Origin of the sequence: Corallococcus macrosporus DSM 14697, from assembly GCF_002305895.1 — a bacterium.
GTDB classification, from domain to species: Bacteria; Myxococcota; Myxococcia; order Myxococcales; family Myxococcaceae; genus Myxococcus; species Myxococcus macrosporus.
In genome coordinates this window covers 1,514,960-1,539,198 of record NZ_CP022203.1, presented here as the reverse complement: position 1 = coordinate 1,539,198, position 24,239 = coordinate 1,514,960, and the positions used below count along the sequence as shown (strand labels likewise).

Annotated in this window: 22 protein-coding genes; 13 read left to right on the top strand and 9 right to left on the bottom strand. The window is 72.6% G+C overall.

Features of this window, described 5'->3' with window-relative positions:
- Nucleotide 1 precedes the first annotated feature (1 nt).
- Both MYMAC_RS06470 and glgA read right to left on the bottom strand, forming a co-directional pair.
- A complete protein-coding gene (locus tag MYMAC_RS06470; RefSeq protein WP_095957444.1) occupies nt 2-916 on the bottom strand; it encodes a serine/threonine protein kinase in 915 nt (304 codons plus the stop codon).
- Between the two features lie 35 nt (nt 917-951).
- Nucleotides 952-2,385, bottom strand: a complete 1,434-nt coding sequence (gene glgA / locus MYMAC_RS06465) for a glycogen synthase GlgA (protein WP_095957443.1) — start codon at nt 2,383-2,385, stop codon at nt 952-954.
- Here glgA and pdxH point away from each other — a divergent pair, their 5' ends adjacent.
- Complete coding sequence (gene pdxH, locus MYMAC_RS06460) at nt 2,386-3,048, top strand: pyridoxamine 5'-phosphate oxidase (RefSeq protein WP_095957442.1); 663 nt, start codon at nt 2,386-2,388, stop codon at nt 3,046-3,048.
- A 13-nt stretch (nt 3,049-3,061) separates the two neighbouring features.
- Here pdxH and MYMAC_RS06455 read toward each other — a convergent pair whose 3' ends face one another.
- Entirely contained in the window at nt 3,062-3,751 is a 690-nt protein-coding gene (locus MYMAC_RS06455; protein ID WP_043709072.1) for an SDR family oxidoreductase, read from the bottom strand.
- A gap of 79 nt (nt 3,752-3,830) precedes the next feature.
- Between MYMAC_RS06455 and hemG the strand changes: the two genes are divergently transcribed.
- From hemG to MYMAC_RS06440, 4 genes are all read left to right on the top strand, one after another.
- Nucleotides 3,831-5,249: a protoporphyrinogen oxidase gene (gene hemG / locus MYMAC_RS06450; RefSeq protein WP_043709074.1), complete on the top strand. Its 1,419-nt coding sequence runs from the start codon at nt 3,831-3,833 to the stop codon at nt 5,247-5,249.
- Between the two features lie 115 nt (nt 5,250-5,364).
- Entirely contained in the window at nt 5,365-5,487 is a 123-nt protein-coding gene (locus MYMAC_RS38300; RefSeq protein WP_013935563.1) for a hypothetical protein, read from the top strand.
- 31 nt (nt 5,488-5,518) lie between these two features.
- Nucleotides 5,519-6,583 (top strand): sensor histidine kinase, encoded by a 1,065-nt coding sequence (locus tag MYMAC_RS06445; protein WP_095957441.1) that lies wholly within the window; start codon nt 5,519-5,521, stop codon nt 6,581-6,583.
- Nucleotides 6,580-7,353, top strand: a complete 774-nt coding sequence (locus tag MYMAC_RS06440) for a LytR/AlgR family response regulator transcription factor (protein ID WP_095957440.1) — start codon at nt 6,580-6,582, stop codon at nt 7,351-7,353. The genes MYMAC_RS06445 and MYMAC_RS06440 overlap by 4 nt, the downstream gene beginning before the upstream one ends.
- A gap of 50 nt (nt 7,354-7,403) precedes the next feature.
- Here MYMAC_RS06440 and MYMAC_RS06435 read toward each other — a convergent pair whose 3' ends face one another.
- From MYMAC_RS06435 to MYMAC_RS06425, 3 genes are all read right to left on the bottom strand, one after another.
- Nucleotides 7,404-8,165, bottom strand: coding sequence for a hypothetical protein (locus tag MYMAC_RS06435; RefSeq protein ID WP_239989378.1), 762 nt, complete (start codon nt 8,163-8,165; stop codon nt 7,404-7,406).
- 203 nt (nt 8,166-8,368) lie between these two features.
- Nucleotides 8,369-9,844, bottom strand: a complete 1,476-nt coding sequence (locus MYMAC_RS06430) for a hypothetical protein (RefSeq protein ID WP_239989377.1) — start codon at nt 9,842-9,844, stop codon at nt 8,369-8,371.
- A gap of 37 nt (nt 9,845-9,881) precedes the next feature.
- Nucleotides 9,882-11,375, bottom strand: coding sequence for a glutamate-cysteine ligase family protein (locus MYMAC_RS06425; RefSeq protein ID WP_095957437.1), 1,494 nt, complete (start codon nt 11,373-11,375; stop codon nt 9,882-9,884).
- A 167-nt stretch (nt 11,376-11,542) separates the two neighbouring features.
- Between MYMAC_RS06425 and rlmN the strand changes: the two genes are divergently transcribed.
- On the top strand, nt 11,543-12,622 hold the full coding sequence (gene rlmN / locus MYMAC_RS06420) for a dual-specificity RNA methyltransferase RlmN (protein ID WP_095957436.1): 1,080 nt from the start codon (nt 11,543-11,545) through the stop codon (nt 12,620-12,622).
- A 304-nt stretch (nt 12,623-12,926) separates the two neighbouring features.
- Complete coding sequence (locus MYMAC_RS06415) at nt 12,927-13,310, top strand: hypothetical protein (protein WP_013935570.1); 384 nt, start codon at nt 12,927-12,929, stop codon at nt 13,308-13,310.
- Here the strand turns inward: MYMAC_RS06415 and MYMAC_RS06410 are convergent.
- Both MYMAC_RS06410 and MYMAC_RS06405 read right to left on the bottom strand, forming a co-directional pair.
- Nucleotides 13,300-14,898 carry an adenylate/guanylate cyclase domain-containing protein gene (locus MYMAC_RS06410; RefSeq protein WP_095957435.1) on the bottom strand — a complete coding sequence of 533 codons (1,599 nt, stop codon included), beginning with the start codon at nt 14,896-14,898 and terminating at the stop codon, nt 13,300-13,302. The genes MYMAC_RS06415 and MYMAC_RS06410 overlap by 11 nt on opposite strands.
- Before the next feature lie 36 nt (nt 14,899-14,934).
- Nucleotides 14,935-15,789 (bottom strand): metallophosphoesterase family protein, encoded by an 855-nt coding sequence (locus MYMAC_RS06405; protein ID WP_095957434.1) that lies wholly within the window; start codon nt 15,787-15,789, stop codon nt 14,935-14,937.
- Between the two features lie 168 nt (nt 15,790-15,957).
- Between MYMAC_RS06405 and gluQRS the strand changes: the two genes are divergently transcribed.
- The 6 genes from gluQRS (at nt 15,958) to MYMAC_RS06375 (ending at nt 22,235) form a co-directional block, all read left to right on the top strand.
- Nucleotides 15,958-16,905: a tRNA glutamyl-Q(34) synthetase GluQRS gene (gene gluQRS, locus MYMAC_RS06400; RefSeq protein ID WP_095957433.1), complete on the top strand. Its 948-nt coding sequence runs from the start codon at nt 15,958-15,960 to the stop codon at nt 16,903-16,905.
- A 141-nt stretch (nt 16,906-17,046) separates the two neighbouring features.
- Nucleotides 17,047-18,000 carry a hypothetical protein gene (locus MYMAC_RS06395; protein WP_239989376.1) on the top strand — a complete coding sequence of 318 codons (954 nt, stop codon included), beginning with the start codon at nt 17,047-17,049 and terminating at the stop codon, nt 17,998-18,000.
- Nucleotides 18,001-18,182: 182 nt separating this feature from the next.
- Nucleotides 18,183-20,021: a patatin-like phospholipase family protein gene (locus MYMAC_RS06390; protein WP_095957431.1), complete on the top strand. Its 1,839-nt coding sequence runs from the start codon at nt 18,183-18,185 to the stop codon at nt 20,019-20,021.
- A 28-nt stretch (nt 20,022-20,049) separates the two neighbouring features.
- Nucleotides 20,050-20,706, top strand: coding sequence for an AgmX/PglI C-terminal domain-containing protein (locus MYMAC_RS06385; protein ID WP_095957430.1), 657 nt, complete (start codon nt 20,050-20,052; stop codon nt 20,704-20,706).
- 40 nt (nt 20,707-20,746) lie between these two features.
- On the top strand, nt 20,747-21,583 hold the full coding sequence (locus MYMAC_RS06380; protein WP_095957429.1) for a GNAT family N-acetyltransferase: 837 nt from the start codon (nt 20,747-20,749) through the stop codon (nt 21,581-21,583).
- Nucleotides 21,584-21,611: 28 nt separating this feature from the next.
- Entirely contained in the window at nt 21,612-22,235 is a 624-nt protein-coding gene (locus tag MYMAC_RS06375; protein WP_095957428.1) for a MiaE family protein, read from the top strand.
- A 4-nt stretch (nt 22,236-22,239) separates the two neighbouring features.
- On the opposite strand, the gene MYMAC_RS06370 is transcribed toward MYMAC_RS06375, so the two are convergent.
- Nucleotides 22,240-24,093: an SLC13 family permease gene (locus tag MYMAC_RS06370; RefSeq protein ID WP_013935579.1), complete on the bottom strand. Its 1,854-nt coding sequence runs from the start codon at nt 24,091-24,093 to the stop codon at nt 22,240-22,242.
- Between the last annotated feature and the right edge of the window lie 146 nt (nt 24,094-24,239).

Below are 24,239 nucleotides of genomic sequence, written 5' to 3'. Positions count from 1 at the left end.
CTCAGCCGCCCAGCAGCGGCTGGAGCGCCTCCACCGTCAGGGGCCAGCCCGCGCGCCGGGACAGGGACTCCAGCGCCTTGATGAACTCCGCCGCCGTTTGGAAGCGCCGCGCCCGGTCCGCGAAGAGCGCCTTGCGCGCCACCTGCACCGCGTAGTCCGGCAGCTCCGGCGACGCCGTCAGCAGCGGCACCCGCGCGTCGCGCACCTTGTGCATCAGCTCCGCCTCGTGCTCCCCGGCGAAGAGGCGCCGGCCGGACCACAGCTCCCAGAGGATGATGCCCACCGCGTACAGGTCCGTGCGCGCGTCCACCGGCAGCCCCAGCACCTGCTCCGGGCTCATGTAGGGCAGCGTGCCGCGCAGCGCGCCAGCGTCCCCGCGCATCATCCCCTCCACCTCCGCCACGCCGAAGTCGGTGAGCTTCACGTCGCCGTTGATGCCCAGCAGCAGGTTGGCCGGATTCACGTCGCGGTGGACGATGGTGGCGCCGTTCTCCCCCACCTTGGCCCGGTGGATGTAGTCCAGCGCCTTGAGCAGGCACCACGCGATGTAGCAGGCGGACTCGGGCGGCATCGCCGCGCCGGCCTTCAGCAGCAGCTCCTGCATGTAGCCCAGCGTCCGGCCGCTCACGAGCTCCTGCACCATGAGGTAGTCCGGCCCCGCCTTGAACAGGCGGTAGGTGCGGACGATGTTCGGATGGCGCAGGCGGACCGTCAGCTTCGCTTCGTCGACGAAGGCCTTGACGTAGGCGGTATCGCTCCGAAACGACGGGTGCAGCCGCTTGATGACAATCTCGTCCGGTTCACCCGGTGAGCGCTGCGTGGTGACCCGGGCTCTCGCCTGGTACACCTCCGCCATGCCGCCCACCGCCAACCGGCCGACCACCTCGTAACCACCCAGGTCCGGAGCATCCGCCACGGCACAACATTACTGCGAATTTCCGTCCGCACCCACTATTCCGCCATCAGGTCGTGGAACAGGGCCTCGTAGCGGCGGCCGGACGCGCCCCAGGAGAAGTCCTTCTCCATGCCCCGGCGCCGGAACTCGTCCAGCCGCGGCGGGTCCGCGTAGAGGGCCAGGGCGCGGCGGATGGCCGCCAGCAGGGCGGACTTGTGGAAGGCCTCGAAGAGGATGCCGTTGCCGTCCAGGCCCCCCTCCACCGTGTCCACCAACCCGCCGGTGGCCCGGACGATGGGCACCGTGCCGTAGCGCAGCGAGTACATCTGGTTCAGGCCGCACGGCTCGTAGCGGCTGGGCATGAGGAAGAAGTCCGCCCCCGCCTCCACCAGGTGGGAGAGCGCCGGGTCGAAGCCGAGGTGCACGCCCACCTGCTTCGGGTAGCGCGCCTGCAACGCGAGCAGCCCCTCCTCCAGGGGCCCCTCGCCGCTGCCCACGCCGACGACGCGGAGGTCCGCGTGGAGCGCGGTCGGCAGGGCCTCCAGCAGCAGGTCCACGCCCTTCTGCCACGCCAGCCGGCTGACGAAGCCGAACACCGGCGCGGGGCCGTCCTCCAGCCCGAAGCGCGCCAGCAGCTCGCGCTTGCACACCGCCTTGCCCGTCAGGTCCTTCAGCCCGTAGCGGGCCGGGAGGTGCGCGTCGTCCTCCGGGTTCCACTCGTGGGTGTCCACGCCGTTGAGGATGCCGTGGAGCCGGTGCGCGCGGTGGCGCAGCAGGCCCTCCAGGCCGTAGCCCTGCTCCGGCGTCTGGATTTCCTTCGCGTAGGTGGGGGACACGGTGGTGAGCGCGTCGGAGAAGACGAGCCCCGCCTTCAGGAAGTTCACCGTGTCGTGGAACTCCAGCCCGTCGTGGGCGGTGAACAAGTCCCACGGCAGCCCCAGGTCCCCCATGACGTCCTTGGGGAACTGCCCCTGGTAGGCCAGGTTGTGGATGGTGAAGACGCTCTTCGCCTGCGCCAGCGGCCCCGCCTGGAAGCCGCGCCGCAGCGCCACGGGCGAAAGCCCCGCCTGCCAGTCGTTGGCGTGGACGACGTCCGGGATGAAGCGCAGCCGCTGCGCCGCCTGGAGCGCGCCCACGCCGAGGTAGGCGAAGCGCCGGTGGTTGTCCGCGTAGGCGCCCCACGCGTCCCCGTAGAGGCCGTGGCGGTTGCCGAAGAGGAACGCGTTCTCCAGGAAGAGCACCTCCAGCCGCTCGGACACGCGGGCGGAGAGGATGGGGCCCGACAGCTCGCCGAAGGGGAAGCGCAGCAGCAGGGACTGGCCCGTGGGCACGAGCTGCTCCGCGCCCCGCATGTCGCGGTAGCGCGGGGTGATGACCTTGACGTCATGGCCCAGCGAGGCGAGCGCGGCGGGGAGGGCCCCGGCCACATCCCCCAGGCCCCCCGTCTTGGAGAACGGGGCCACCTCCGAGGAGATGAAGAGGACATTCATGTGCGCACATTGACGTGTGCGCCGGGCGAGTCAACCGCGAAGGTGCACACCTCCCCCGCCCCCCTTATGTTGCACCGCGTGATGATTCCTCCAGACCCCATCCAGCGCTTCGCGGAGCTCTTCGAGCGGGCGAAGCAGGCCATCCCCGTGGACCCCAACGCCATGGTGGTGGCCACCGTGGGGGATGACGGGCGCCCCAGCGCGCGCGTCGTCCTGCTCAAGGACTTCGATTCGCGCGGCTTCGTGTTCTACACGAACCATGAGAGCCGCAAGGGCCGCGAGGCCCTCGCGCATCCGCACGTCGCGCTGTGCTTCTACTGGCAGCCCCTGAACGAGCAGGTGCGCGTGGAGGGCCGCGTGGAGCGCGTCACCGACGCGGAGGCGGACGCGTACTTCCAGAGCCGTCCCCGCGGCAGCCAGGTGGGCGCGTGGGCCAGCCTGCAGAGCCAGCCGCTGCCTTCGCGCGAGGACCTGGTGGCCCGCGTGGCGGAGGTGGAGCAGAAGTACGCCGGCCAGCCCGTGCCGCGCCCGCCGCACTGGTCCGGCCTCCGCGTGGTGCCGGACCGCATCGAGTTCTGGCACGCCCAGGAGAGCCGGCTCCATGACCGGCACGTCTACCTGCGCGAGGACGGCGGCTGGCGCACGGAGCGGCTCTACCCCTGAGGGGCCCCGCCGGCTACCAGGGCACCTCGGCGCCCTGGTAGTCGAAGAACCGGCCGCTGTGCTCCGGGCTCAGCCCGTCGATGACGCGCAACATGCCGCGCACCGAATCCGGCGCTGGCAGCGTGGCGTCCGGGCCGCCCATGTCCGTCTGCACCCAACCGGGGTGGAGCAGCACGGTGACGAAGCCCTCCGGGCGCAGGTCCGTGGACAGGGTGCGCACGGCCATGTTCAGCGCGGCCTTCGACATGCGGTACGCATAGGCGCCGCCGTCGGTGTTCTCCGCCAGCGAGCCCATCCGCGAGGTGACGTGCGCCACCCGCCGCAAGGCGCCTCGCCGCAGGCCCGGCAACATCGCGTTGGTGACGCGCAGCGGGCCCAGGGCGTTGATGGTGAACGTGCGCGCCATGTCCGCGTAGTCCACGTCGCTCAACGCGCACCACAACCCGGCGACGCCGGCGTTGTTGATGAGCACGTCCACGGGGCTGGTACACACGTTGGTGGCGAACGCGCGCACGCTGGCGTCGTCCCCCACGTCCAGCGCGTGGATGCGCAGGCGGTTGCCCGCCTTGTGCTTCAAGGGCTCCAGTCGCCGTGCCCCCTCTGGTGACCGAACCCCGGCTTCGACAGTGTCGCCCCGCAGCAGGAGCTGCTGGACGAATTCGAAACCAATCCCCCTGCTCGCTCCGGTGATGACGTAGCGCATGCATGGCATTAACGCGCTGAATGCACCTCGCTGGCAAAACACGTGCGTTGACGTTTGGGGAGTGCACGCTGGTGACCGGATGCACCACATGCCGAGGACACATTTGATGAATGTCGCCGTCGTGGGAGGTGGGATTTCGGGGTTGGCCGTCGCGCACGGTTTGCGTTCGCGCGGTACGGCTGCCGTGCTCCTGGAGACATCCGCACGTCTTGGCGGCGCGGTGGGCACGCATGCGCGCGCTGGCTACCTGGTGGAGCAGGGGCCGAACAGCTTCCTGGACCGGGAGCCCGCAACGCGCGCCCTGGCGGCGGCGCTGAACCTGGAAGGCCGGATTCGCGTCGCGGACGCGTCGGCGAAGCGTCGCTATGTCTACACGCGGGGCAGACTCCGGTCGGTGCCCGCGTCACCGCCCGCGTTCCTGACTTCGGACATCCTGCCGCTGGGCGCGCGGCTGCGCGTCATGGGCGAGCTGTTCTCCAGCCGCGCACCGGAGGGCACGGACGAATCCCTGGCCGCGTTCGGCCGCCGCCACCTGGGCCCCGTGGCGACGCGGGTGTTGTTGGACGCGGTGCAGACGGGCATCTACGCCGGGGACGTGGAGCGGCTCAGCGTCGAGGCCACCTTCCCCCTGCTGGTGAAGCTGGAGCGCGAGCACCGCAGCCTCATCCTGGGCGCAATCCACGCGCAGAAGGCCCAGGCGCGGGCCAAGGCCCTGCTGCCCCCCGGTGACGCGCCGAAGCTGACGGGCGCGCTGAGCACCTTCGACGGCGGCCTCCAGGTGCTCATCGACGCGCTGGCCTCGTCCCTGGGAGACGCGGCGCACGTGGGCGCGCGGGTGGAGGGGCTGACGCGCGTGGACGGGGGCTGGAGGCTCGCCGTGGAGGAGCACGGACAGCGCGCGGAGCTGAGCGCGTCCCACGTGGTGCTGGCGGTGCCCGCGCACGTCGCCGCCGAGCTGTTGCAGCCCCTGGATGACGCGCTGGCGGCGCAGGTGTCCCGCATCGAATACGCGCCCATCGCGGTGGTGCACCTGGGCTTCGACGCGGGGACGCTCCCGGCGCCGGACGGCTTCGGCTTCCTGGTGCCCTTCGAGGAGCAGCGGCGGCTGCTGGGCGCCATCCACGCGTCCACCACCTTCCCCTTCCGCGTCGAAGGCGGCCGCGTGCTCTACACCTGCATGGTGGGCGGCGCGCGGCAGCCGGACCTGGTGCAGCGGGATGAAGCGGAGCTCGCGGCGCTGGCGCTGGAGGAGCTGCGCGCCCTGGCGGGGGTGACGGCCCGGCCCACCTTCACCCAGGTGTTCCGCTGGCCGCGCGGCATCCCCCAGTACAACGTGGGCCACCTGGAGCGCATGGCCGGCATCGACGCGGCGCTCCAGCGCTGGCCCGGCCTGCACCTGGCGGGGAACGCGTACAAGGGCATTGGCCTCAACGACTGCATCCGTAACGCGGCGCGGCTCGCGGCGGCCCTTTCGGACGAGGAAAACGTTCGGAAATAGCGTCAGCGACCGCTCGTTGTCGGGGAGCGACCGCTCGGGCCGGGGGCGTCAGCGCGAACCCGGAAGACGCGTCAGACTGGCAGTGCATGCTTCACGGAGTCAGGAGCCCCCCGCCATGTTCGCCCTCCCCTCCCCCGTCCTCGTCGTCGCCGCCATCGTCCTCTTCCCCGTCCTCCTCGCCGGCAGCATGCTGCTGGACGCCTTCGAGACGGAGCTGGAGGAGCGGCCCGCGCGGTGACGCGCCCGGCGGTGTAGGCTCCCGCGGGCGCATGCCGGAAACATCGTCGGAAGGCTCCATCGTCCGCGCCACCCTGCGGGCCCTCGTGGCGCCCCGGCGGCTGCTGCCCATCCTGGTCGTCTCCGTCGCGCTGATTTCCGCGCAGGTGCGCTTCAGCCCCACGCCGCTGTGGGTGGCCTTCGGGCTGGGCCTCCAGATGTGCCTGCTCTTCGTCGCGGTGGCCCCCGTCTCCTACCGGGTGCTCTTCCCGGAGGGCCTGGACTTCAGCCACGGCGGCATCCGGCTCCTGCTCTACGCCACCGTGGGCAGCGGCGTGGTGCTGACCTCCGGCTTCGTGGTGCCGAAGCTCCTGGGCCTGGGGCCCACCTTCCTCACGCAGCCCACCAACCTCGCGGTGTGCGGCGCGCTCTTCCTGGTGGGCGGCTGGGGCCTGGGGCGCGACATCGGCTTCGAGGAGAGCCTCGGCCGGGAGCGCGCCCGCGCCGCGCGCTTCGCGCTGGAGGCCGAGCAGGCCCAGCTCCTCGCGCTGCGCAGCCACCTGGACCCGCACTTCCTCTTCAACACGCTCAACGCCATCGCGGAGTGGTGCCGGGAAGATGGCGCCGTGGCCGAGGCCGCCGTGCTGCGGCTGTCCACCATGCTCCGCTCCGTGCTCGCGGGCGTGCGCAGCGCCACCTGGCCCCTGGCGCAGGAGCTGGAGCTCATCCGCACCCTCTTCGAGCTGCACCTGCTGCGCGACCCGGACCTCTTCCAGCTCACGTTGAATGTCCCCGCCGACGTGGGCGAAATCCCCGTCCCGCCGCTGGTGCTGCTGCCCCTGGCGGAGAACGCCGTGAAGCACGGCCCCGCCGCCGGCCACCGGGGCCCTCTGTCCCTGGACGTCACCGCGCGGGGCCACGAGGTGGAGGTCGCCATTGAAAATCCCGGGCCCTCGCGCGGCCCCCGGGAAGGCAGCGCGGGCCTGCCCACCGTGGAGCGCCGCCTCGCCCTGGCCTACGGGAGCGCCGCCCGGCTCGTGCTCGACGGCCGCGAGGCGCGCACCCGCGTCGCCGTCACCCTGCCCCGCGCGGGCCCCCAACCTGGAGTCCTCACGTGAGCCCCCCGCTTCGCGTCCTCATCGCCGATGACGAACTGCTCGCGCGCAAGCGGCTGACGCGGCTGCTCGCGGCGCTCCCGGACACGCAGGTCTGCGGCGAGGCCTCGGACGCGGAGGGCGTGCTCGCCGCCGTGCGCGCGGGCGGCGTGGACGTGGTGCTGCTGGACATCCACATGCCCGGGCTCAGCGGCCTGGACGCCCTGGCCCTGCTGCCCGAGGGCGGCCCCCGCGTCATCCTCTGCACCGCCCGCGCCGAGCACGCGGTGCAGGCCTTCGAACATGGCGCGGTGGACTACGTGCTCAAGCCCGTGGAGCCCGCGCGGCTCCAGAAGGCCCTGGAGCGGGCACGCGCCCGCGCGCCGGTGGCGCCGCCCTCCGTCAGCGGCCCACCGAAGCTGCCCCCCGCGCCGGCCCGGAGCCTGGGGCGCCTGCCCATCCCCACGCGGCAGGGCATCGTCCTGGTGGACCCGGAGGCCATCTCCCACGCGGCGCTGGAGGACGAGCTGGTGACGGTGTTCACCACGCAGGGGGACTTCCTCACCGACTTCACCCTCAACGAGCTGGTGGAGAAGCTGCCGTCCGAGCACTTCCACCGCGTCCACCGCCGCGCGCTGCTCAACCTCACGCACGTGGCGCGCCTGGAACCGCTGGACACCGGCGGCTACCTGGCGCGGACGCTGCGGGGACACGCGGTGGAGGTGAGCCGTCAGTCCGCGCGCGAGCTGCGGCGCATGCTGGGCCTGCGCCGTGGCGTCGAGGAAGAAGGCTGAGGGCCCGCGCTCCGTGGCTTCCGCGCGGGCCCGTGCTTCACGTCAGGGGCTCAGGGCACGCGCGCTTCGACGGTGACGACGCGCCCACCTTCGTTGCGCGAGTAGACGACGGTGCCGCGCTCCGTCCACGACGCCTCGGAGCCCTTGCCCAGGCTGTAGGCCGACGCCACGTCGTAGTCGCGGTCGAAGGCGATGATGCGCACCTCGCCGTCCTCGCCCTGCCGCAGGCTCGTCGTCGTGTAGACGATGATGCGCCGGTCCGCATCCCACTCCACGGTGCCACCCAGCGCCGGGTTGGGGATGTAGGCGGAGCTGAACTGCGAGGTGCCCACGTTCGTGAGCTGCGTCAGGTCCTTGCCGTTCTGCTTCACGCGCCACAGCGAGGGCACGCCCGTGCGACTCGTGGACTGGAACAGCACGACGCGCCCATCCGGCGTCCAGACGGGCTCGCTGTCGTCGAAGCCCTGTGTCACCCGGGTCGACTTGCCCGAGTTCGCGTTGAGCACGTACAGATCCGAGCTCCGCACCAGGTCGCCCGGGCGGTGGCCATCCGGCAGCTTCGCGTACGCCGCGCGGTTGCCGTCCGGAGACACCACGGGCGCGCCCGTGCGCTCCGCCACCAGGTGCGACCTGCCCTGGTTGTCCACGCGCATGAGCTGAAGCGAGGTCGTCTGGTAGACGATGATGCGCCGGTCGGCGGACTCTTCGGACGGCCCCCCCAGCGACTGGGACGCCACCGCCTGGGACTCGGCGTCCGCGAGCGACTCCGCCTCCACCCCACCGCACGCGGCGAGCAGCAGCGAAGAAGCCATCCACATCGCAAGGGTTCTACGGGGACTACGGCAGCGGACGTCGGTCGGATGCATACGGTCCTCTGGGTGGAAGCCACCTACCAGCGCGGGGTTGACTGGTTTTACAGGCCGCGCTCACGGGTATTCCAGGTCAGAACACCATAACAACCCGGACCGTCATAAATGCTACCCGCCGGATGGACGCGCCGTGGCCGCACGCCGCGTCATGGCGAAGCGAAGAGGATGGGAACCTGGGTCGCGTCCGCGCCGAGGATGTCCGAGAGGACCCGGGCCACCTGAGCGGGCACCGCGGCGCCGGCGCGCGCGCACCGCGCGGCCTCATCCAAGGTGAGTGAAGGCGTGGAACAGTAGGACTCCTGCCAGTACGTCGCGAGCTGCTGGGAGAAGGACGCCGCCAGGGCCTCCACCTTGGCGTCCAGCCAGGTCTCCGCGGGGGTGAAGCTCGGCTGCGAGGGCCGCACCTTGCCCTTCTCGAAGGTGACGTCGTGCTCGTGTCCGGACTCGGAGAGCTGGTCCTGCATCGCCAGGACGAACGGCGAGCGCCGGGCGTCCAGCGTGGCGGCCGAGGCCACCGCGAGGTGGTGCGCCTGCGACAGCCGCAGCGCGTGGTACTCGAAGGTCCGCGGGACGTCGCGGTAACGCGTGACGGGCACCGAATAGGTGTGCGTGTGCGTGGTGTACTTCGTCACCGTGCGCGTCTTCGTCTTGCCGTCCGAGTCGGTGTACTCCTCCTCCGCCTCGTAGGGCTCCTCGATGGTCTCCGTGCGGTCCTCGTGGTCCGTGTACGGCACGCTCTCCGTCCACGGCGCGGTCAGCGCCACGGCCTGGCTGTCGCGCTCGGTGACGAAGCGTCCCCCCAGCTTGAACTCCGGCCGCGCCGGGCCGCCCGGTGAGAACCAGGCAGAGGACTCGAAGGCCTGGGTGAGCCGGGCCTCGAGCCGCGCCTGCTGGGCCGCGTCCAACCCCTCCACGGTGCCTGACCACGACGGCGGTCCGAACAGCTCGGGCGCGGAGGCGGGCCGCGGCGCGTACTCCCGCCAGTGGCCGCAGTAGCGGAACACCAGCTCGCGCCAGTGCGGGCTGTCCTCCGTGCTGGTGTCGCGCAGGCGCAGGCAGGAGGCCTTGCCGCTCTGGAGCACCAGCCACTCCATGTCCCGCGCGACGCGGGACAGCTCGGGGTGGGCCAGCAGCGGCTGCTTGCGCAGCAACGCCTGCTCCGCCGTGAGCGCATGTCCCTTGCCCGCGGGGGCGCCGACGAGCTTCTGGAGATGCCGGCGCGTCCCCGCGACCTCCTCCCGCAGCGAGCTCTCCAGGCCCCCGTCCAGCTTCGTGTTCCACTCCGCCCGGTGGTTCAGGAAGCGCAGGAGCGAATCCTCCGCGTCCTCGTCCCGGCCTTCCACGCGCGCCCGGCGCGCGTCGCTCAAGAGCCGCGTCAGCGCGCGCAAGCGCAGGTTGTCACGCACCAGGACCAGCTCCCCGTCGTTGGGGTTCTGGCGGCTGAGGTCGTCGTAGATGGCGGCGGCCTCCACGAGCAGCCCCTTGCGCGCCATCGAGTCCGCCTGCCCACGCAGGGAGGAGCAGGCACAGAGAACCAACAGGGAGACGATGAGGAGCCGGGCCATGGTCACGTCGCGGCGGGTGGGTGTGTCCGGTGACGGGCGCGGCGGCGGGATATTCATGCCACACCGCGCCTTCGCCCCATCCGCCGTGCGCAGCCTACTCCACGGGCCACGCGTGGACAGGCGCGCCCGACTCGGCGTGCTGGAGGTAGCACTCCAGCATCGCCGCCAGGGCGTCCCGCCGGGGCATCTGTGACTCCAGCCGCGCCAGCACCTGCCGCTGCCACACCGCGCCCGTGCGCCGCAACGACACCCGCCGCTCGATGACGCCCAGCAGGGTGTCCGCCTCCCGTGCGTCCACGCCCGCGCCCACCAGGCCCCGCCGGGCCTCCGGGAGCAGCCGCTTCACCAGCTCCGTCGCCAGGACGGGCTGGGGACTGGGCGCCGCGTCCGCGGGCCACAGCAACTCCGCGTCCAGTCCCTGCCGCGCGGCGCGGATGAAGTTGCCGTAGGCGTGGACGAAGGGCAGGGCGGGCAGGAGCGCGTCCACGCGCTCGGCCAGCGCCAGGGTGAGGCCCAGCAGGAAGGCGCCGTTGGCCACCATGTCCACCGTCGTCGGCCCCGCGGGCAGCGCGCGGAACTCGATGCGCAGGTGGCCACCGTCCTTCGGGTCGTAGATGGCGCGGTTCCAGCTCCACACCGTGCTCTGGTGCAGGCGCAGCTCGTCCAGGCCCGGCACCTCGCCCGCCGCCACGCGCTCGCGCGGAGACTCCTCCCCCGTCACCGGCAACATCGGCGGGTGCAGCGCCACCGCCTCGGCGAACAGCTCGTAGGCGCCCTCGCGCACCCAGCCGTGGCCGAACGACACGCGCGCGTGGGGCTGGAAGCCGCCCTCGCCGGGCTCGCCCCGGTCATCCACCGCCTGCCGGAACAGGGCCACCCGCGTCTCGTCCCACAGCTTGCGGCCCAGGAAGAGGGGCGAGTTGCCCGACACCGCCAGCACGGGCGCCGTGGCGAGCTGCGCGGCGTTGTACATGCGCGCGAAGTCACCGGGCGCCACCCGCAGGTGGTACTGGAGCGACGTGTTGGCGCCCTCCAGCGTCACGTCGTTCCAGGTGAGCGCCAGCGCCTCCTCCTCGCCGCGAATGGCCACCTGGAAGGGCACGGCGCCCCGGCGCTGACGGATGGCGGCGGACATGGCGCGGTAGCGCGGCTCGCCGGTGAGCGCGCCGCTGCCCAGGTCCGCCTCGCGCAAGGTGGGGAGGATGCCGATGACGGCCACGCGCGCGCCCTGCGTGGACGCCGCCTGGCGCACCGCCGCCACCGCGCTCTCCACCTCCTCCCGCAGCGCGGTGAAGGGCCGTCCGGCGAGCGGGCCCGGCCGCAGGTTCACCTCCAGGTTGAAGGCGTCCAGCTCCAGCGTCACGCGCGGGTCCGAGGTTCGCGCCAGCACCTCCCGGTTCACCGGCAGCGGGAAGCCCAGGCGGTCCACCAGACACAGCTCCAGCTCCGCGCCCACCGTCGGCGGCCCCACGCCGAAGCCCGGCCGCGCCAGCAGCGCCCGCAGCGCCTCCAGGCTCTCCGCCAGCCGCCTGGAGAAGCGCGCGTGGTCCTCCGGGCGGAAGTCCTCCTGATGGATGGCCATTCCCATGCACGCGGAAGGTAGGCACGGCCGCCTGCTTCCGCCCCCGCGCCCGGACGCCCGCCCGCCCGTCCACCAGGCGCCAGCCGGGGCGCCCTGGAGGGCAGGGTCAATGTCCACGAAGGGTACGGGGCGCGGGTGCGCCCGGGCCCGGTGTGTTATCTCCGGGCCTGGTCATGCCGTCCGACACGTCCGCCAACCTGTACGATTTGACGCGGCCCGCGCTGGGCGCGCTGCTCGCCGGCTGGGGCTTTGGCCCCTACCACCGCGACCAGCTCTGGACCGCCCTGTACCGCCGGCACGCGGCCTCCTTCGACGAGCTGGACGGCCTGAAGCCGGAGCTGCTGCGCGCGCTGCGCGAGCACACCCGCCTGGGCCAGCTCGCCACCCACCACGAGTCCTTCAGCGGCGACGGCTTCACCCACAAGCTGCTCCTGCGCCTGGACGACGGCCAGACGATTGAGACCGTGCTGATGCGGTTCAAGGGCCGCGCCACGGTGTGCATCAGCACGCAGGCCGGCTGCGCCATGGGCTGCGTCTTCTGCGCCACCGGGCAGATGGGCCTGTCGCGCCACCTGACGCCCGGCGAAATCGTGGGGCAGGTGCTGCACGTCAACCGCATCCTGCGCGCCTCGGGTGAGGCGCTGCGCAACGTCGTCCTCATGGGCATGGGCGAGCCGCTGCACAACTACGAGCACACGATGTCCGCGGTGGACGTGCTGGTGGACGCGATGGGGCTCGCCATGGGGCCGCGCTTCATCACGCTCAGCACCGTGGGCGTGGTGCCCGGCATCCGCCGGCTGGCGGACGAGGAGCGCCCCATCCACCTGGCCGTCAGCCTCCATGGCGCCACGGACGCCGAGCGCGCCGCGCTGGTCCCCGCCGGACGCCGCTGGCCCCTGGACGAGCTGATGGACGCGTGCCGCTACTACAGCGAGAAGCGCAAGCGCCGCATCTTCTTCGAGTGGACGCTCATCTCCGGCCGCAACGACACCGCCGAGCACGCGCACACGCTGGGCCAGTTGCTCCAGGGCATGGACGCGCACGTCAACGTCATCCCCCTCAACCCCACGGTGGGCTACGACGGCGGCCCCAGCCGGCCGGAGTCCGTGCGCGCCTTCCAGGACGTGCTCGCCGCATATGAGGTGCCCAGCACGGTGCGTCAGCGACGGGGCATCGACATCGACGCGGGCTGTGGCCAGCTCAAGGCCAAGGTGGAGCGGCGCACGCGCAGTTTAGTTCCCAGCAGCGCCTGACGCGCCTCCCCGCGCGCGTCGCGCCTCCTGCCCGCCCGAGCCCCGGGTACGAGCCCACTGTCTCGGGCGGCGAAGCGCCCGGACGTCGCGCGAGGCCAGCTCATGCTCGCATGGCCGCCACGCCAACGCGCCCTCCGTGCGTGAGCGCGCGCCATGACGCGGAGGCCCGTCAGGGTCCTGCGCTACACCCCGAGGGGTGCGCCGTGTCGGTAACGGACGCCCATGTCGATTGCGGGCCGTGCCCCTTGCACGCGACACGGCCATGGGCACATTCTTTCCATCGGCTTCCCCGGGGAGGTGGGCGATGCTTTCCATCCAGGAGCACGCAACGGTGGATGAGGCGAGCAGTGAGCTGCTCGACTTCGTTCTCGAGCCGTACAACTGGCTGTCACTGCCACGAACAGGCATGGACCCGGCGACATGGCCCGGGCAGAACACGCTCTACCAGCGCCGCGTGGGGTCGCTGCGCATCTGCGCGTCGGTGGATGTGGCGGCCACGCTGGACGTGTTCCTCCACATCGCCTTCCGCGCGCCGGGCCTCACGCCGGTGAAGGCCGCGGACCACCTGGAGAGCTTCCTCAAGCAGCGGCTGCCGCTGACGCCCAACTCCGAGTGGCAGGTGGAGGTGGACGAGCGCCGGTGGATCCACTTCTCGCGCCGCTATGCGGGGCCGCCGCTCAAGGCGTGAGCGGCTCCAGCCGGTAGTGGCGCAGCGGCTGCGCCACGTTCTTCACGGGCGTCTCCGTCAGGGGCCCGAAGCGCAGCCCCTGGAAGAAGGCGTCCTCCGCGCCGGCCAGCGCGTCATGCACGCTGTCCATCACCAGCGTCTCCTGGAAGCCCGCCAGTGACTGGAGGCGGGCCGCCTGGTTCATGCCGCTGGAGAACGCGGTGTACTGGCGGTTGGGCCCGAAGAGGCCGCAGTTCGCGTGCGCCAGGTTGACGCCCACCGCCACGCCCAGGCCCGGCAGCTTCACGCGCTCGCACAGCGCCGCCACCTCCTCGCGCGCGCCCAGGGCCGCAGTGAAGGCCTGGATGTCACACGCGGCCCGCACCGCCGCCTGCGCGCGCTCGCGCGGCGTGCTCTTGAAGAAGGGCGGGCCGAAGAGGCCGATGACACAGTCGCCCACCATCTTGTCGAACACGCCGCCGTGCTCCCAGATGCAGCCCACCGCGCGCTGGCTCCACTCATCCACGAAGCGGCCGATGCTGCGCGGGCTGTCGAAGCCCTGCTCGCAGATGCGGGTGAAGCCGTTGATGTCCGCGAAGAGGATGCCCACCTCCTGGTCCTGCGCCCGCAGGTGCTGGACATAGGCCGGGTCCTGCAACAGCGCGTCGATGACGGCGTTGGGGAAGAACTGCGACAGGTGGATGCGCTCGCGGTTGTAGTCCTGGAGGCGCTGGCTCAGCGTGGAGGCCAGCACCCGGATGAGGTCCATGGCGTAGGTGGAGAAGCCGCCGTCGTTCCAGACGACAATCTTCCCCAGCGGCCCATGCGCGGCGGCCGCGCCGGAGATGAGCACCGCCTCCGTGGTGCGCCCGGGGAAGAGCTGCCGCAGCGCGGAGTCCTCGCCCAGCAGGAGCCGCGGGCCGTGCTGGCGGATGGCCGCCTCGAGCCCCGCGTGGGGCTGCTCGCCGCTTTCGAACTCCAGGTGGCCGCCGCGGTACGTGCGGTAGTGCAGCAGGTGCGGCTGCACCGCGTCCCGGTACAGCAGCAGGAAGCCCGGAAGGCGCACGCGCTGGGCCAGCGTCAGCACGGCCAGGTCCATGCCCGCCTCGAAGACGGGGTTGGCCAGGTGGCCATTGCACTGGAGGATGAGCTGGTGCTTCTCCGACGCGGTGTGCACCAGGCACAGCACCGTGTCGAGCTGCTCGGCCACGGTGTCCAGCAGGCGCAGCAGGCGCGCGGCGGCCTCCGGCGCGGTGGCGTCTCCAGCGAAGAGCAGGCCCAGGGAGCCCACCCGCGCCCCGGCCACGTCCAGCGGCTGGCTGGCCAGCGTGTCCGCGTCCAGCCGGCGCACGCCCGCGGCCCCCTCCAGCAGCGCCCCGGGATGGCGGTCGCTCCAGTCCCCCTCGCCCCACGTCTGCTCCACCAGTTCCTCGTCGCGCGTGGTGATGGCCACGGCCTTGGCCCCGGTGAGCGACAGCACGAGCGGGAAGCAGCGCCGGAAGGTCTGCGTCAGCGGCTCGCGCTCCCGCAGGCTCTCCTCCAAGGCGTCATCCACCGCGCGCTGGAGCGTGCGCAGCGCCTTGTACTCCTCCAGGGAGATGTCCGTCATGTCCTGCCCCCTTCTATCCCCGCCCGGACGGTGCTGTCACAGGGCGGGCGTCTGTTGCTGGCCGCCGGACACCTGCCCGTCCGCCACGTCGATGAGCCAGTACCCCTCATGCCCGGCTTCGGTGGAGGAGCCGGCGCCGAAGACGTGGGGCCGGTCAGCGGTGGCGGGGTGGTGGTAGCGCCGGTGGATGTGGCCATGCAGCACCGCGTAGCGCGGGCCCGGCAGCAGCTTCAGCAGGGCCTCCGCGTCCCGCAGGCCGTGGTGCCAGTGGTCCGGCCGCCCCCGCGGATTGAGCGGCGCGTGGTGCACCACCACCAGGACGGCGCGCCCCTCCAGCCGGGGGTCCTTCAGCAGCGCGGCCAGGCCGTCGAGCTGGGCCGGGCCGATGACGCCATACGACAGCCCCGGGGTGCGCGGCACGCGGGCCGACAGCAGGCCCACCACCGCGGCCTCCGTCCCCAGGAGCCGGACGAAGGGGAAGGCCCCCTCACGGCGGTGCTCCGGCAGGTCGCTCTCCAGGAGGTGGCCGAAGTGCCGCGCGAAGCGCCCGGTGCGGTGGCTGCCCGGCGTGAAGACGTCGTGGTTGCCCGGGATGACGGTGCAGCGGCGAGGGTCCTCCGCCAGCGCGCCGAGTGACTGCCGGGCGCCGCGGAACTCACCCTCCAACGCGTAGGCCGTCAGGTCGCCGGAGAGGATGAAGTGGTCCACCTGGGAGGCCTGCGCGTCGCGCGCGATGGCGGCCAGCGCCTGCGGCGCGCGCGCATACCGCCGGGCACGGCCCCCCACGGTGAGCTCCACCAGGGCCACCCAGCGCCGCCAGCCCAGCCGGTGCAGCGGCAGCGAGAAGTAGTCCTCGGTGATGTGGACGTCGGAGCAGTGGGCGATGCGCATCAAGGGAGTCCGGCCTTCACGACGAACGTACCACCCGCCCCCGGGGGCGTCGACGAAGCAGGCCACGGACACTGCGGCGCCCCCTCCGCGTCGGTTATCGTCCCCCGCGACGATGATTCACTTCGCGGGCCCGCACGCCCTCCTCCCCCACCGGCGCCGGGTGCGCCCATGAGCGCCGTCCGAGGCCGGTTCGCGCCCAGCCCCACCGGCCGCATGCACCTGGGCAACATCCGCAGCGCGCTGCTCGGCTGGCTCCAGGCGCGGGCGGCCCACGGACGCTTCCTGCTGCGCGTCGAGGACCTGGACCGCGCGCGCTGCAAGCCCCAGCACGTGGAGGAGCTGCTGCGCGACCTGGCGTGGCTGGGACTGGACTGGGATGAGGCGCCCCTCTTCCAGAGCCAGCGGGACGGCCTCTACCGCGACGCGCAGGCGAAGCTGGAGCGCGAGGGGCTGGTGTATCCCTGCTTCTGCACGCGCGCGGAGATCGCGCGCGCCGCCAGCGCGCCCCATGGCCTCTCCGACGAAGGGCCGCGCTACCCGGGGACCTGCGCGCGCCTCACCCGCGAGCAGGCCTCCGAGCGCGCCCGCACGCGCGCGCCCGCCTACCGCTTCCGCGCGCGCCCCGGCGAGCTGCGCTTCGTGGACGGCGTGCAGGGGCCGTACACGCAGGACGTGGACGCGGCGGTGGGGGACTTCGTCGTGCGCCGCAACGACGGCGTGGCCAGCTACCAGCTCGCGGTGGTGGTGGACGACGCGGCCACGGACATCACCCACGTGCTGCGCGGGGATGACCTGCTGTCCTCCACGCCCCGGCAGCTCCAGCTCTACACCGCGCTGGGCCTGCCCGCGCCCGCGTTCCTCCATGTCCCGCTGGTGATGGGGGAGGACGGCAGGCGGCTCGCCAAGCGCGAGGGCGCCTTCGCGCTCGCGGAGCTGCGCGAGCGCGGCGTGGCCCCCGAGCGGGTGCTGGGCCTGCTCGCCGCGTGGAGCGGCCTGGGCGACGGGAGCCCCCTGACGCTGGCCGAGCTGGTGCACGGCTTCCGCCCCGAGAAGCTGCCGCGCGCGCCCGTCGTCGCGGGCGAGGCCGCGCTCCGGGAGGCACTCGGCCTGGAGTGAGCCCGGGCCCCGCCCTCCTCCGCGGAGGGCCAGCCACACCCACCGGAATCGTGCCCCCGCTGGCGCATGGCCATGTTTGCCCCGAACACGAGCGCCTTCGCTCCGCTTCGGGCGCTTTCTGGCATCAGGAGGGGCAGCACCATGGCAGCCATCGTCGAGAACCAAGCGCCCGGCGGCGTCTCCGCCGTCGCGGGCAATCCCTACAAGCTGAGCTGGGGCGCCATCTTCGGAGGCGCCTTCGTCGCCCTGGCCCTGTGGCTCCTGCTGAACTCGCTCGGCCTGGCGCTCGGACTGTCGACGGTGGACCCGAATGACCCGGGCAGCGCGCGGGCGGCCGGTATCGGCACGGGCATCTGGAGCGCCATCGCGCCGCTCATCGCGCTGTTCTGTGGCGGCTTCGTCGCCGCGCGCTCGGCGGGCCGGCTGGACAAGGGCGGCGGCGCGCTGCATGGCGCGGTGCTGTGGGGCCTGACGACGCTGGTGGGCATCTCGCTGCTGGGCATGCTGCTGTCGTCCATCATCGGCACGGCGCTGCGCGCGAGCGGCGCGGTGATGGGCGCCACGGGCGCGGCGGTGGCTGGCGCGGCGTCGGGTGGCGGGCAGGCGGCGCAGACCTTCGGGCTGGACGCCAATGACGCGCTGGGCCCCATCAACCGGCGACTCCAGGCGGAGGGCAAGCCGACCATCACCGCCAACCAGCTCCAGACCGCCACGTCCGAGGTGCTGAGCACCGCCCTGCGCACGGGCAACCTCGACCGGGAGGTGCTCGTCACCTCCATCGCGGACAACACGCGCCTGTCGCGGCAGGACGCGGAGGGAATCGCGGACCGGGTGAATCAGCAGTTCACCGCGTTCAAGGGCAGGGTCGGCCAGGTGGGCGAGCAGGTGCAGCAGGGCGCGCTGCAGGCGGCGCAGCCCACCAGCCGCGTCTTCTGGGGCATCTTCGCGTCGCTGCTGCTGGGACTCGTCTCCGCGATGCTCGGCGCCACGGTGGGCGTGAGCCGCCGCCAGCGCATCGCCGCGGAGGGCGCCATCGCCACCCCGCCGCCCCGCCCCACCGAGCCCACGGGGCCCCGCCGCGAGGTGTATCCGTAGGGGGCCGCCCGGCCGCGAGCGCCCGCCTTCGGGGCCTCGCGGCCGTCGCCTTCCACACAGTCCGTTCCCCGCCCGCGCGCGTGCATGCGCTAACATTCCGCCCCGACGAGGCGGCGGGCGCCCTGCACCCGGCGGCCTCGCGCGCTGGCGCCTCGCCCGGCGCGACTTCCGGGGGGACGCCCATGAGCCGGAGCACCACGTACCTGCTGTGTCTCGCCACGCTGAGCGCCGTCTCCAGCGGCTGCTTCCTGCGCACCGGCGCCATCCTGGACGCGCTGAACACCCCCGGAGATCCGCGGGCGGCGCCCCTGCCCGTGCCCATCCAGGAGCGCGCCGCGCGCCTCACCCGCACCCACCTGATGGACGCCTATGCCGACCCGGCCGAGGCGGCGCGCTGGATGTCCGCGCTGGGCAACGCCCCCCAGCCCATCATCGAACAGGTGGACTGCCTGAAGCAGACCGCGGGCGGCGACAACAGCGCGTGCTACGAGCGCTTCCTCGCGGCGGCCATGGAGGCGCCGCTGTGGGGCCTTCCGCCGCTGCCCACCACGGTGGACCCCGCCGCCCCCGCGCCGCGCGAGGTGGACGCCGCGCGCTTCCTGGCGAACGCGCTGGGCATCGCCAGCTCACTGGTGGCGCTGCGTGACGCGCAGGGCGACCGCGTCCCCCTCCAGGTGCTCACCCGCGGCATCCGCGAGGGCGCCGAGTCCGCCGCGCAGTACGTCAGCGCCCGCAGGTGGAGCCGCACGCTGGGGCGCCCGTCCAACGCCGTCGTCCTGAGCGGCGGCGGCGCCAACGGCGCGTTCAGCGCGGGGGCCATCTGGCGGCTGCTCGGCGTGCTGGAGCAGTGCCGCGGCAAGCCCGCGCCGGAGGGCTGCGGGGACGCGCGCATCGACCTGGCGGCGGGCAGCAGCACCGGCGCGCTCATCAGCACGCTGGTGGACCTGTTCCACACGCCGGGCCACGAGGCGGCCGCGCGCCAGCTCCTCGTCAGCAACTACACGTGCTCGGTGGAGTCGGACCTGTACTGCGTCAACGACACCTGGATATGGAAGATTGCCTCCGACCTGCGCGGCCTGGTCCAGTTCGACGGCGTCTACGGCAAGCTGCGCGCGGCCGTGGTCCCCGAGCAGCTCACCAACGGCACGGAGCTGGTGGCCGTCTCCGTGGACTTCGACACCGGTGACGTCTATGGCGTCAGCGACCAGGACCCGGAGAACTTCGCCGCGGACGCCACCCCGCAGCAGCGCGTGGAGGGCATCATCAACGGCGTCGTCGCCTCCATCGTGGAGCCGGTGCTCGCCGACCCCGTGCCGTGGCTGCCCTCGCGCGCCGGCCGGATGAAGGGCTCCTTCTACGACGGCGGCGTGCGCTCCGGCCTGCCGCTGCTCCAGGCGGTGCAGCGCGGCGCCGAGCGCGTGCTGGTCCTCTCCACCGGCGGCGTGGAGCCGTCCCCGGAGCACCCGCCGGAGAACGCCGTCGGCGTGCTGATGCGCACCATCGACCTCTTCGTCGCCCAGCCGCGCGTGGGCGAGGTGCAGCAGGGGGAGCTGGCCGCGGTGGGCCGGCGCTTCGCGGAGCACAACGTCTGCGTGGCGCGGCTGGCCCGCGTGGCCGACCCCGACGGCGTCAACGCCTTCTGCCGCCGCACCGGCGCGGGCTTCGTCCCGCGCGAGCCCGGGGCCCTCAGGGCGGCCACCAACATGTGGCTGGGCTCCGCCCGCTTCGACCAGGTGGCCTCGAGCTGGCGCTCGTCGTGGATGTTCCGCCCGGACTCGCAGCTCCAGACGGCCAGCGGCTACGGCTTCTCGCCCGAGGTCATGCGGCCGCTGTTCAAGGAGGGCGTGAAGCACTTCCAGCAGCGCTGCCACGAGGTGCTGCGCCTCTTCGAGATTCGGGGCACGCGGGCCACCGCGGAGTGCGACAGGCCGGTGGACGACGCCGTGGCGGAGGCCGAGGCGCGCTTCGCCCCGCTGGCCCAGTGCACGCAGGGCAAGCCCGAGCAGCGCTCGTGCAAGTAAGCCCTGGAGGCATATCCTCCAGGCGTCCATGTCCGACCGGTCGTCCCTCATCCGCTGGCTCGTCATCCCGGGCGTGAGCCTGGGCGTGCTCATCCTGAGCGCCGCCCTCTCCTACTGGCTCACGCGCCCCGTCCACGACGCGCCCCTGCCCGTCGGCCCCCCGCCCGCCGAGGAGCGGCCCACCGCGCAGCCGCCCGACACGCGCGGCGCGCCCACGCCCGGCCTGTCGCCGCCCAGCGCCACGCCCCCGCCGGTGCGGCCTCCCCCCGCCTTCCCGTCCGCGCGCAGCGAGGTGCCCGCGCCGCCCCCCACCTCCGGGAACCCGCGGCGCGTGGTGGAGGTGGAGCCCGTCATCGAAGCCACCAGCGGCCGCATCCACGCCGAGGACATCCGCGCCGCCATCCAGGCGGTGACTCCGCTCGTGCAGCAATGTTTCGAGGACGCGGCACAGCGCAACCGGGGTCCGCAGACAGTGAAACTGCGCTTCACCGTGGAGGCGGGCCGCGAGGGCGGGGTGATGAGCGCGGGCGAGCTGGTGTCGAGCACCATTCCGGACCCCTTCGTGCAGGCGTGCGCGCTGGACTCGCTGCTGGACGTGCGCTTCCCGGCGCCCTACGGCGGAGGCAAGGCGACGGTCGTCTACCCCTTCGAGTTCCGCGTGCCGGGGGAGGAGACTGGCCGGTAGGGGCGGGTTTTGCGTAAGGTGCCGGTGCCCCCACCCCTTCATGCCCGTCACCGTCGAACAGCTTGGTCCCCATGACGCGGAAGCCCTGCGAGGGCTGCTGTCGAAGGACCCCATCAGCAACCTCTACCTGCTGGGGTTGCTGGAGGAGTTCGGCATCGCCCCGCGCGGCCGGGTGCCCTTCGCCTTCTACGGCCGCTTCGACGGCCAGGCCCTCACCGCCGCGGTGTTCGTGGGCGGCGACGGCGGGCTGGTGGTGCCCAGCGCGAGCGACGCCACCGCCACCAGCGTCATCGCGGACGCGCTGGCCTCGAACCTGACGCTGCGCTCCACGGTGGGAGACAAGTCGTCGGTGGACGCGCTGCTGCGCAGCCTGGCCCCGGGCAAGCCGCGCCTGTCGCGCACCCAGCGGCTGTTCAGCGTGTCCGCGGACGACCTGGGCCCCTTCACCAACCCGCTCTTGCGGCTGGCGAAGGAGGAGGACCTGCCCCGGCTGCTGCCGCTGGCGCAGGGCTACGTGCGCGAGGTGCACGAGCGCGACCCGCTGGCCGAGGACCCGCGCGGCTACGAGACCCGCGTCATCCAGCGCGTGCGCCAGCGCCGCACCTACGTGCTGGAGGAGAACGGCGCGCTGGTGTTCAAGGTGGACATCGGCAGCCGCTCCCAATACGGCGCGGAGCTGGAGGGGCTCTACACGCTGCCCTCCGAGCGCAGGAAGGGCCACGCCCTGCTGTGCCTGGGCCAGATTTCGCGCCACCTGCTGTCCTCGCTGCCGCGGCTGACCCTGCGCATCGACGAGCGGGACGACAGCACCGCCCGCATCGCCCGCAAGGTCGGCTACCTGGCCGGCCGGACGTGGCGGCTCGTCCTGGTGGACTAGCCAGCGGGCGCGTACAGTCCGCGCCCGCATGAGCCGTCCCACGCCTTCCCGCCGTCCCCTCTCTGGAGAGGGCCCCGTCATCCTCCACGCCGCCACCGACCCGCGCTGGCTGCCCCTGGCGCTCGAGCGGTTCGACGAGGTGCTGGTGGACCATGCCCACTGCGAGAAGAAGGCCGCCGCCAACGCGCTGTCCCTGCTCCAGGCCTACCCGGACCTGCCGGGGCTGCCCGCGCAGATGGCGCGGCTGGCCCGCGAGGAGAGCGCCCACCTGGCCCGCGTGCTGGACCTGATGGCCGCCCGCGGCCTCACGCTGACGAAGGACGCGGGGGACCCCTACGCCCAGGGCCTGCAGAAGCTGATTCGCACGCCCGCCGCCGAGCGCCGCACGGACCGGCTGCTGGTGGCCGCCGTCATCGAGGCCCGCTCCTGCGAGCGCCTGTCCCTGCTGGCCGAAGGCCTCACCGACCCGGCCCTGGCGCGCTTCTACGGCGAGCTGGCCCAGTCCGAGGACGGGCACCAGTCCCTCTTCTACCGGCTGGCCGTCACCGCGAGCGCGGGCGACGAAGAAGGCGTGAAGGCGCGGCTGGAGTGGATGCTGGAGCGCGAGGCCCAGGTCATCACCGACGTGGGCCTGCGCGCCGCCATCCACTGAGGCGTCATGGCCCCGGGGGCGCCCGCAGCCCCACGGCCGGACGGGGCGCCGCGGACGCGCCCTTCTCCAGCGGCCACACCCAGGGCACGGCCACCGCGAGCAGGACCACCAGCACCGTGGTGAGCGGCGTGCCCAGCCGGAAGAAGTCCGTGAAGCGGTAGTGCCCCGGGCCGTACACGAGCACGCAGCTTGGCTCCAGCGGGGTGATGAACGAGCAGCTCGCCGCCAGCGTCACCGCCATGGCGAAGGGCCGCGCGTCCAGGCCGAGCTGCTGCGCGGCGTTGAGCGCCACCGGCAGCACCACCAGCGCCGCGGCCTGGTTGCTCATGGGCGCGGACAGGACGATGGTCAGCACCATCAGCAGCACCATCACCATGCGCGGGCCGCCATACGCGCCCAGCGCCGCCACCTTGTCCCCGATGAAGGCGCCCGCGCCGCTCACCTCCATGGCCAGGCCCAGCGCCATCATGGAGCCGATGAGCAGCACCACGCGCCAGTCCACGCGGAACGCGGTGCGCGAGTCCACGCAGCCGGTGGCGATCATCAGCAGCATGCCGGTGAGGCCCGCCACCGACAGCGGCACCACGTTCAGCGACCCCGCCACCAGCGCGCCCAGGAACAGCACCACCGCCAGCAGCGCCTTGCCGTAGCGCGGGGGCTGGTACTCGTGGCCGCTGAGCACCGTCAGGTTGCCGCCCCGCGCCAGCTCGTCCACCCTGTCCCTGGCGCCGCGCAGGAGCAGCACGTCTCCCACCGACAGCGGCAGCATGGACAGCGAGCGCTCCCCGAAGATGCGGCCCAGGAGCTGGAGCTTGGTGACGCGCTGGATGGCGGGCTTGCGGTGCAGGGCCAGCGCCACCATGCCGTAGCGCTCCACGAAGAGCGTCTCCTTCAGGCTCCGCCCCACCAGCGGACTGCCGGGCGGCACGCTGGCTTCGATGAGGATGGAGTCCTTGTCGCGCAGCTCCTCGTCGGACAGCCGCACGTCCGGGCGGATGGCGATGCCGCGCAGGTCCTTCACCCGCAGAATCGCCTCGCGGTTGCCTTCGATGAGCAGCCGCTCGTCGCCGCGCAGCCGGTAGCCCGGCACCGCGGGCAGGGCCCCGCCGTCGCGGATGATGCCGATGACGCGCAGCCCCAGCCCCTCGGAGATGTCCCCCAGCTCCTTGCCCACGTAGCGCGAGTCCGGGGGCAGCACCGCCTCCGTGAGGTAGTCGCGCAGCGTCCAGTCCTCCATGCCGCCGCGGCCCTCGCGCGCGGGCAGCAGCCACGGCGCCAGCAGCACCACGCCGATGATGCCGATGATGGCCAGCGGCAGCCCCACCGGCGCCAGCTCCGTCACGCCGATGCCCGGCAAGCCCGCCCGCTGCAGCGCGGCGGACATCACCAGGTTGGTGGAGGTGCCGTACAGGAACACCATGCCGCCCAGCATGGAGGCGTACGCCAGCGGCAGCAGCACCTTGCTCTTGGGCACCTTGGCCCGCTGCGCCGCCCCAATGGCCACCGGCAGGAAGGCCGCCGTCGTCACCGTGTTGGAGATGATGGAGGAGAACACCGCCACCGCCACCATCATCGCCATGACGAAGGTCTGGTGGCCGAAGCGGGCGAAGAAGGCCAACCGTTGGCCCACCAACTGGACCACGCCCGTGGAGGCGAGCCCCTCCGTCATCGCGAGCAGCGTGAAGATGAAGATGACGGTGTCGTTGCTGAACCCCTCGAAGGCCTGCGCGGGCGTGAGCACCCCCGTCAGCGCCAGCAGGCACACCACCACGAGCGAGCTGACCTCGATGGGCAGCGTGTCGAACGAGAACAGCACCAGTGCGATGACGACGACACCCAGGACGATGGCGATGGTCATAAGGCCCGGCCCAACCTGTATTCGCCGCGCTGATATGGCGAGGGGCGTGGCGCACTGCGCCGTTTACTTCTGGATGACCGGCCTCTGATAAGTGGAATTAGGAGCGGCCTGTTCGGTACCAGGGTGAGTGGGCGGTCACCGGTTGC

Excerpts from the sequence above, each read along its gene's own strand:
- MYMAC_RS06435 (WP_239989378.1), bottom strand. The coding sequence starts at position 8,165 with ATGGCTTCTTCGCTGCTGCTCGCCGCGTGCGGTGGGGTGGAGGCGGAG.
- MYMAC_RS06430 (WP_239989377.1), bottom strand. The coding sequence starts at position 9,844 with ATGAATATCCCGCCGCCGCGCCCGTCACCGGACACACCCACCCGCCGC.
- MYMAC_RS38300 (WP_013935563.1), top strand. The coding sequence starts at position 5,365 with ATGTTCGCCCTCCCCTCCCCCGTCCTCGTCGTCGCCGCCATCGTCCTC.
- MYMAC_RS06370 (WP_013935579.1), bottom strand. The coding sequence starts at position 24,093 with ATGACCATCGCCATCGTCCTGGGTGTCGTCGTCATCGCACTGGTGCTG.
- MYMAC_RS06410 (WP_095957435.1), bottom strand. The coding sequence starts at position 14,898 with ATGACGGACATCTCCCTGGAGGAGTACAAGGCGCTGCGCACGCTCCAG.
- MYMAC_RS06425 (WP_095957437.1), bottom strand. The coding sequence starts at position 11,375 with ATGGGAATGGCCATCCATCAGGAGGACTTCCGCCCGGAGGACCACGCG.
- MYMAC_RS06405 (WP_095957434.1), bottom strand. The coding sequence starts at position 15,789 with ATGCGCATCGCCCACTGCTCCGACGTCCACATCACCGAGGACTACTTC.
- MYMAC_RS06390 (WP_095957431.1), top strand. The coding sequence starts at position 18,183 with ATGAGCCGGAGCACCACGTACCTGCTGTGTCTCGCCACGCTGAGCGCC.
- gluQRS (WP_095957433.1), top strand. The coding sequence starts at position 15,958 with ATGAGCGCCGTCCGAGGCCGGTTCGCGCCCAGCCCCACCGGCCGCATG.
- MYMAC_RS06455 (WP_043709072.1), bottom strand. The coding sequence starts at position 3,751 with ATGCGCTACGTCATCACCGGAGCGAGCAGGGGGATTGGTTTCGAATTC.
- glgA (WP_095957443.1), bottom strand. The coding sequence starts at position 2,385 with ATGAATGTCCTCTTCATCTCCTCGGAGGTGGCCCCGTTCTCCAAGACG.
- MYMAC_RS06375 (WP_095957428.1), top strand. The coding sequence starts at position 21,612 with ATGAGCCGTCCCACGCCTTCCCGCCGTCCCCTCTCTGGAGAGGGCCCC.
- hemG (WP_043709074.1), top strand. The coding sequence starts at position 3,831 with ATGCACCACATGCCGAGGACACATTTGATGAATGTCGCCGTCGTGGGA.
- MYMAC_RS06395 (WP_239989376.1), top strand. The coding sequence starts at position 17,047 with ATGGCAGCCATCGTCGAGAACCAAGCGCCCGGCGGCGTCTCCGCCGTC.
- MYMAC_RS06385 (WP_095957430.1), top strand. The coding sequence starts at position 20,050 with ATGTCCGACCGGTCGTCCCTCATCCGCTGGCTCGTCATCCCGGGCGTG.
- MYMAC_RS06445 (WP_095957441.1), top strand. The coding sequence starts at position 5,519 with ATGCCGGAAACATCGTCGGAAGGCTCCATCGTCCGCGCCACCCTGCGG.
- rlmN (WP_095957436.1), top strand. The coding sequence starts at position 11,543 with ATGCCGTCCGACACGTCCGCCAACCTGTACGATTTGACGCGGCCCGCG.
- MYMAC_RS06415 (WP_013935570.1), top strand. The coding sequence starts at position 12,927 with ATGCTTTCCATCCAGGAGCACGCAACGGTGGATGAGGCGAGCAGTGAG.
- MYMAC_RS06380 (WP_095957429.1), top strand. The coding sequence starts at position 20,747 with ATGCCCGTCACCGTCGAACAGCTTGGTCCCCATGACGCGGAAGCCCTG.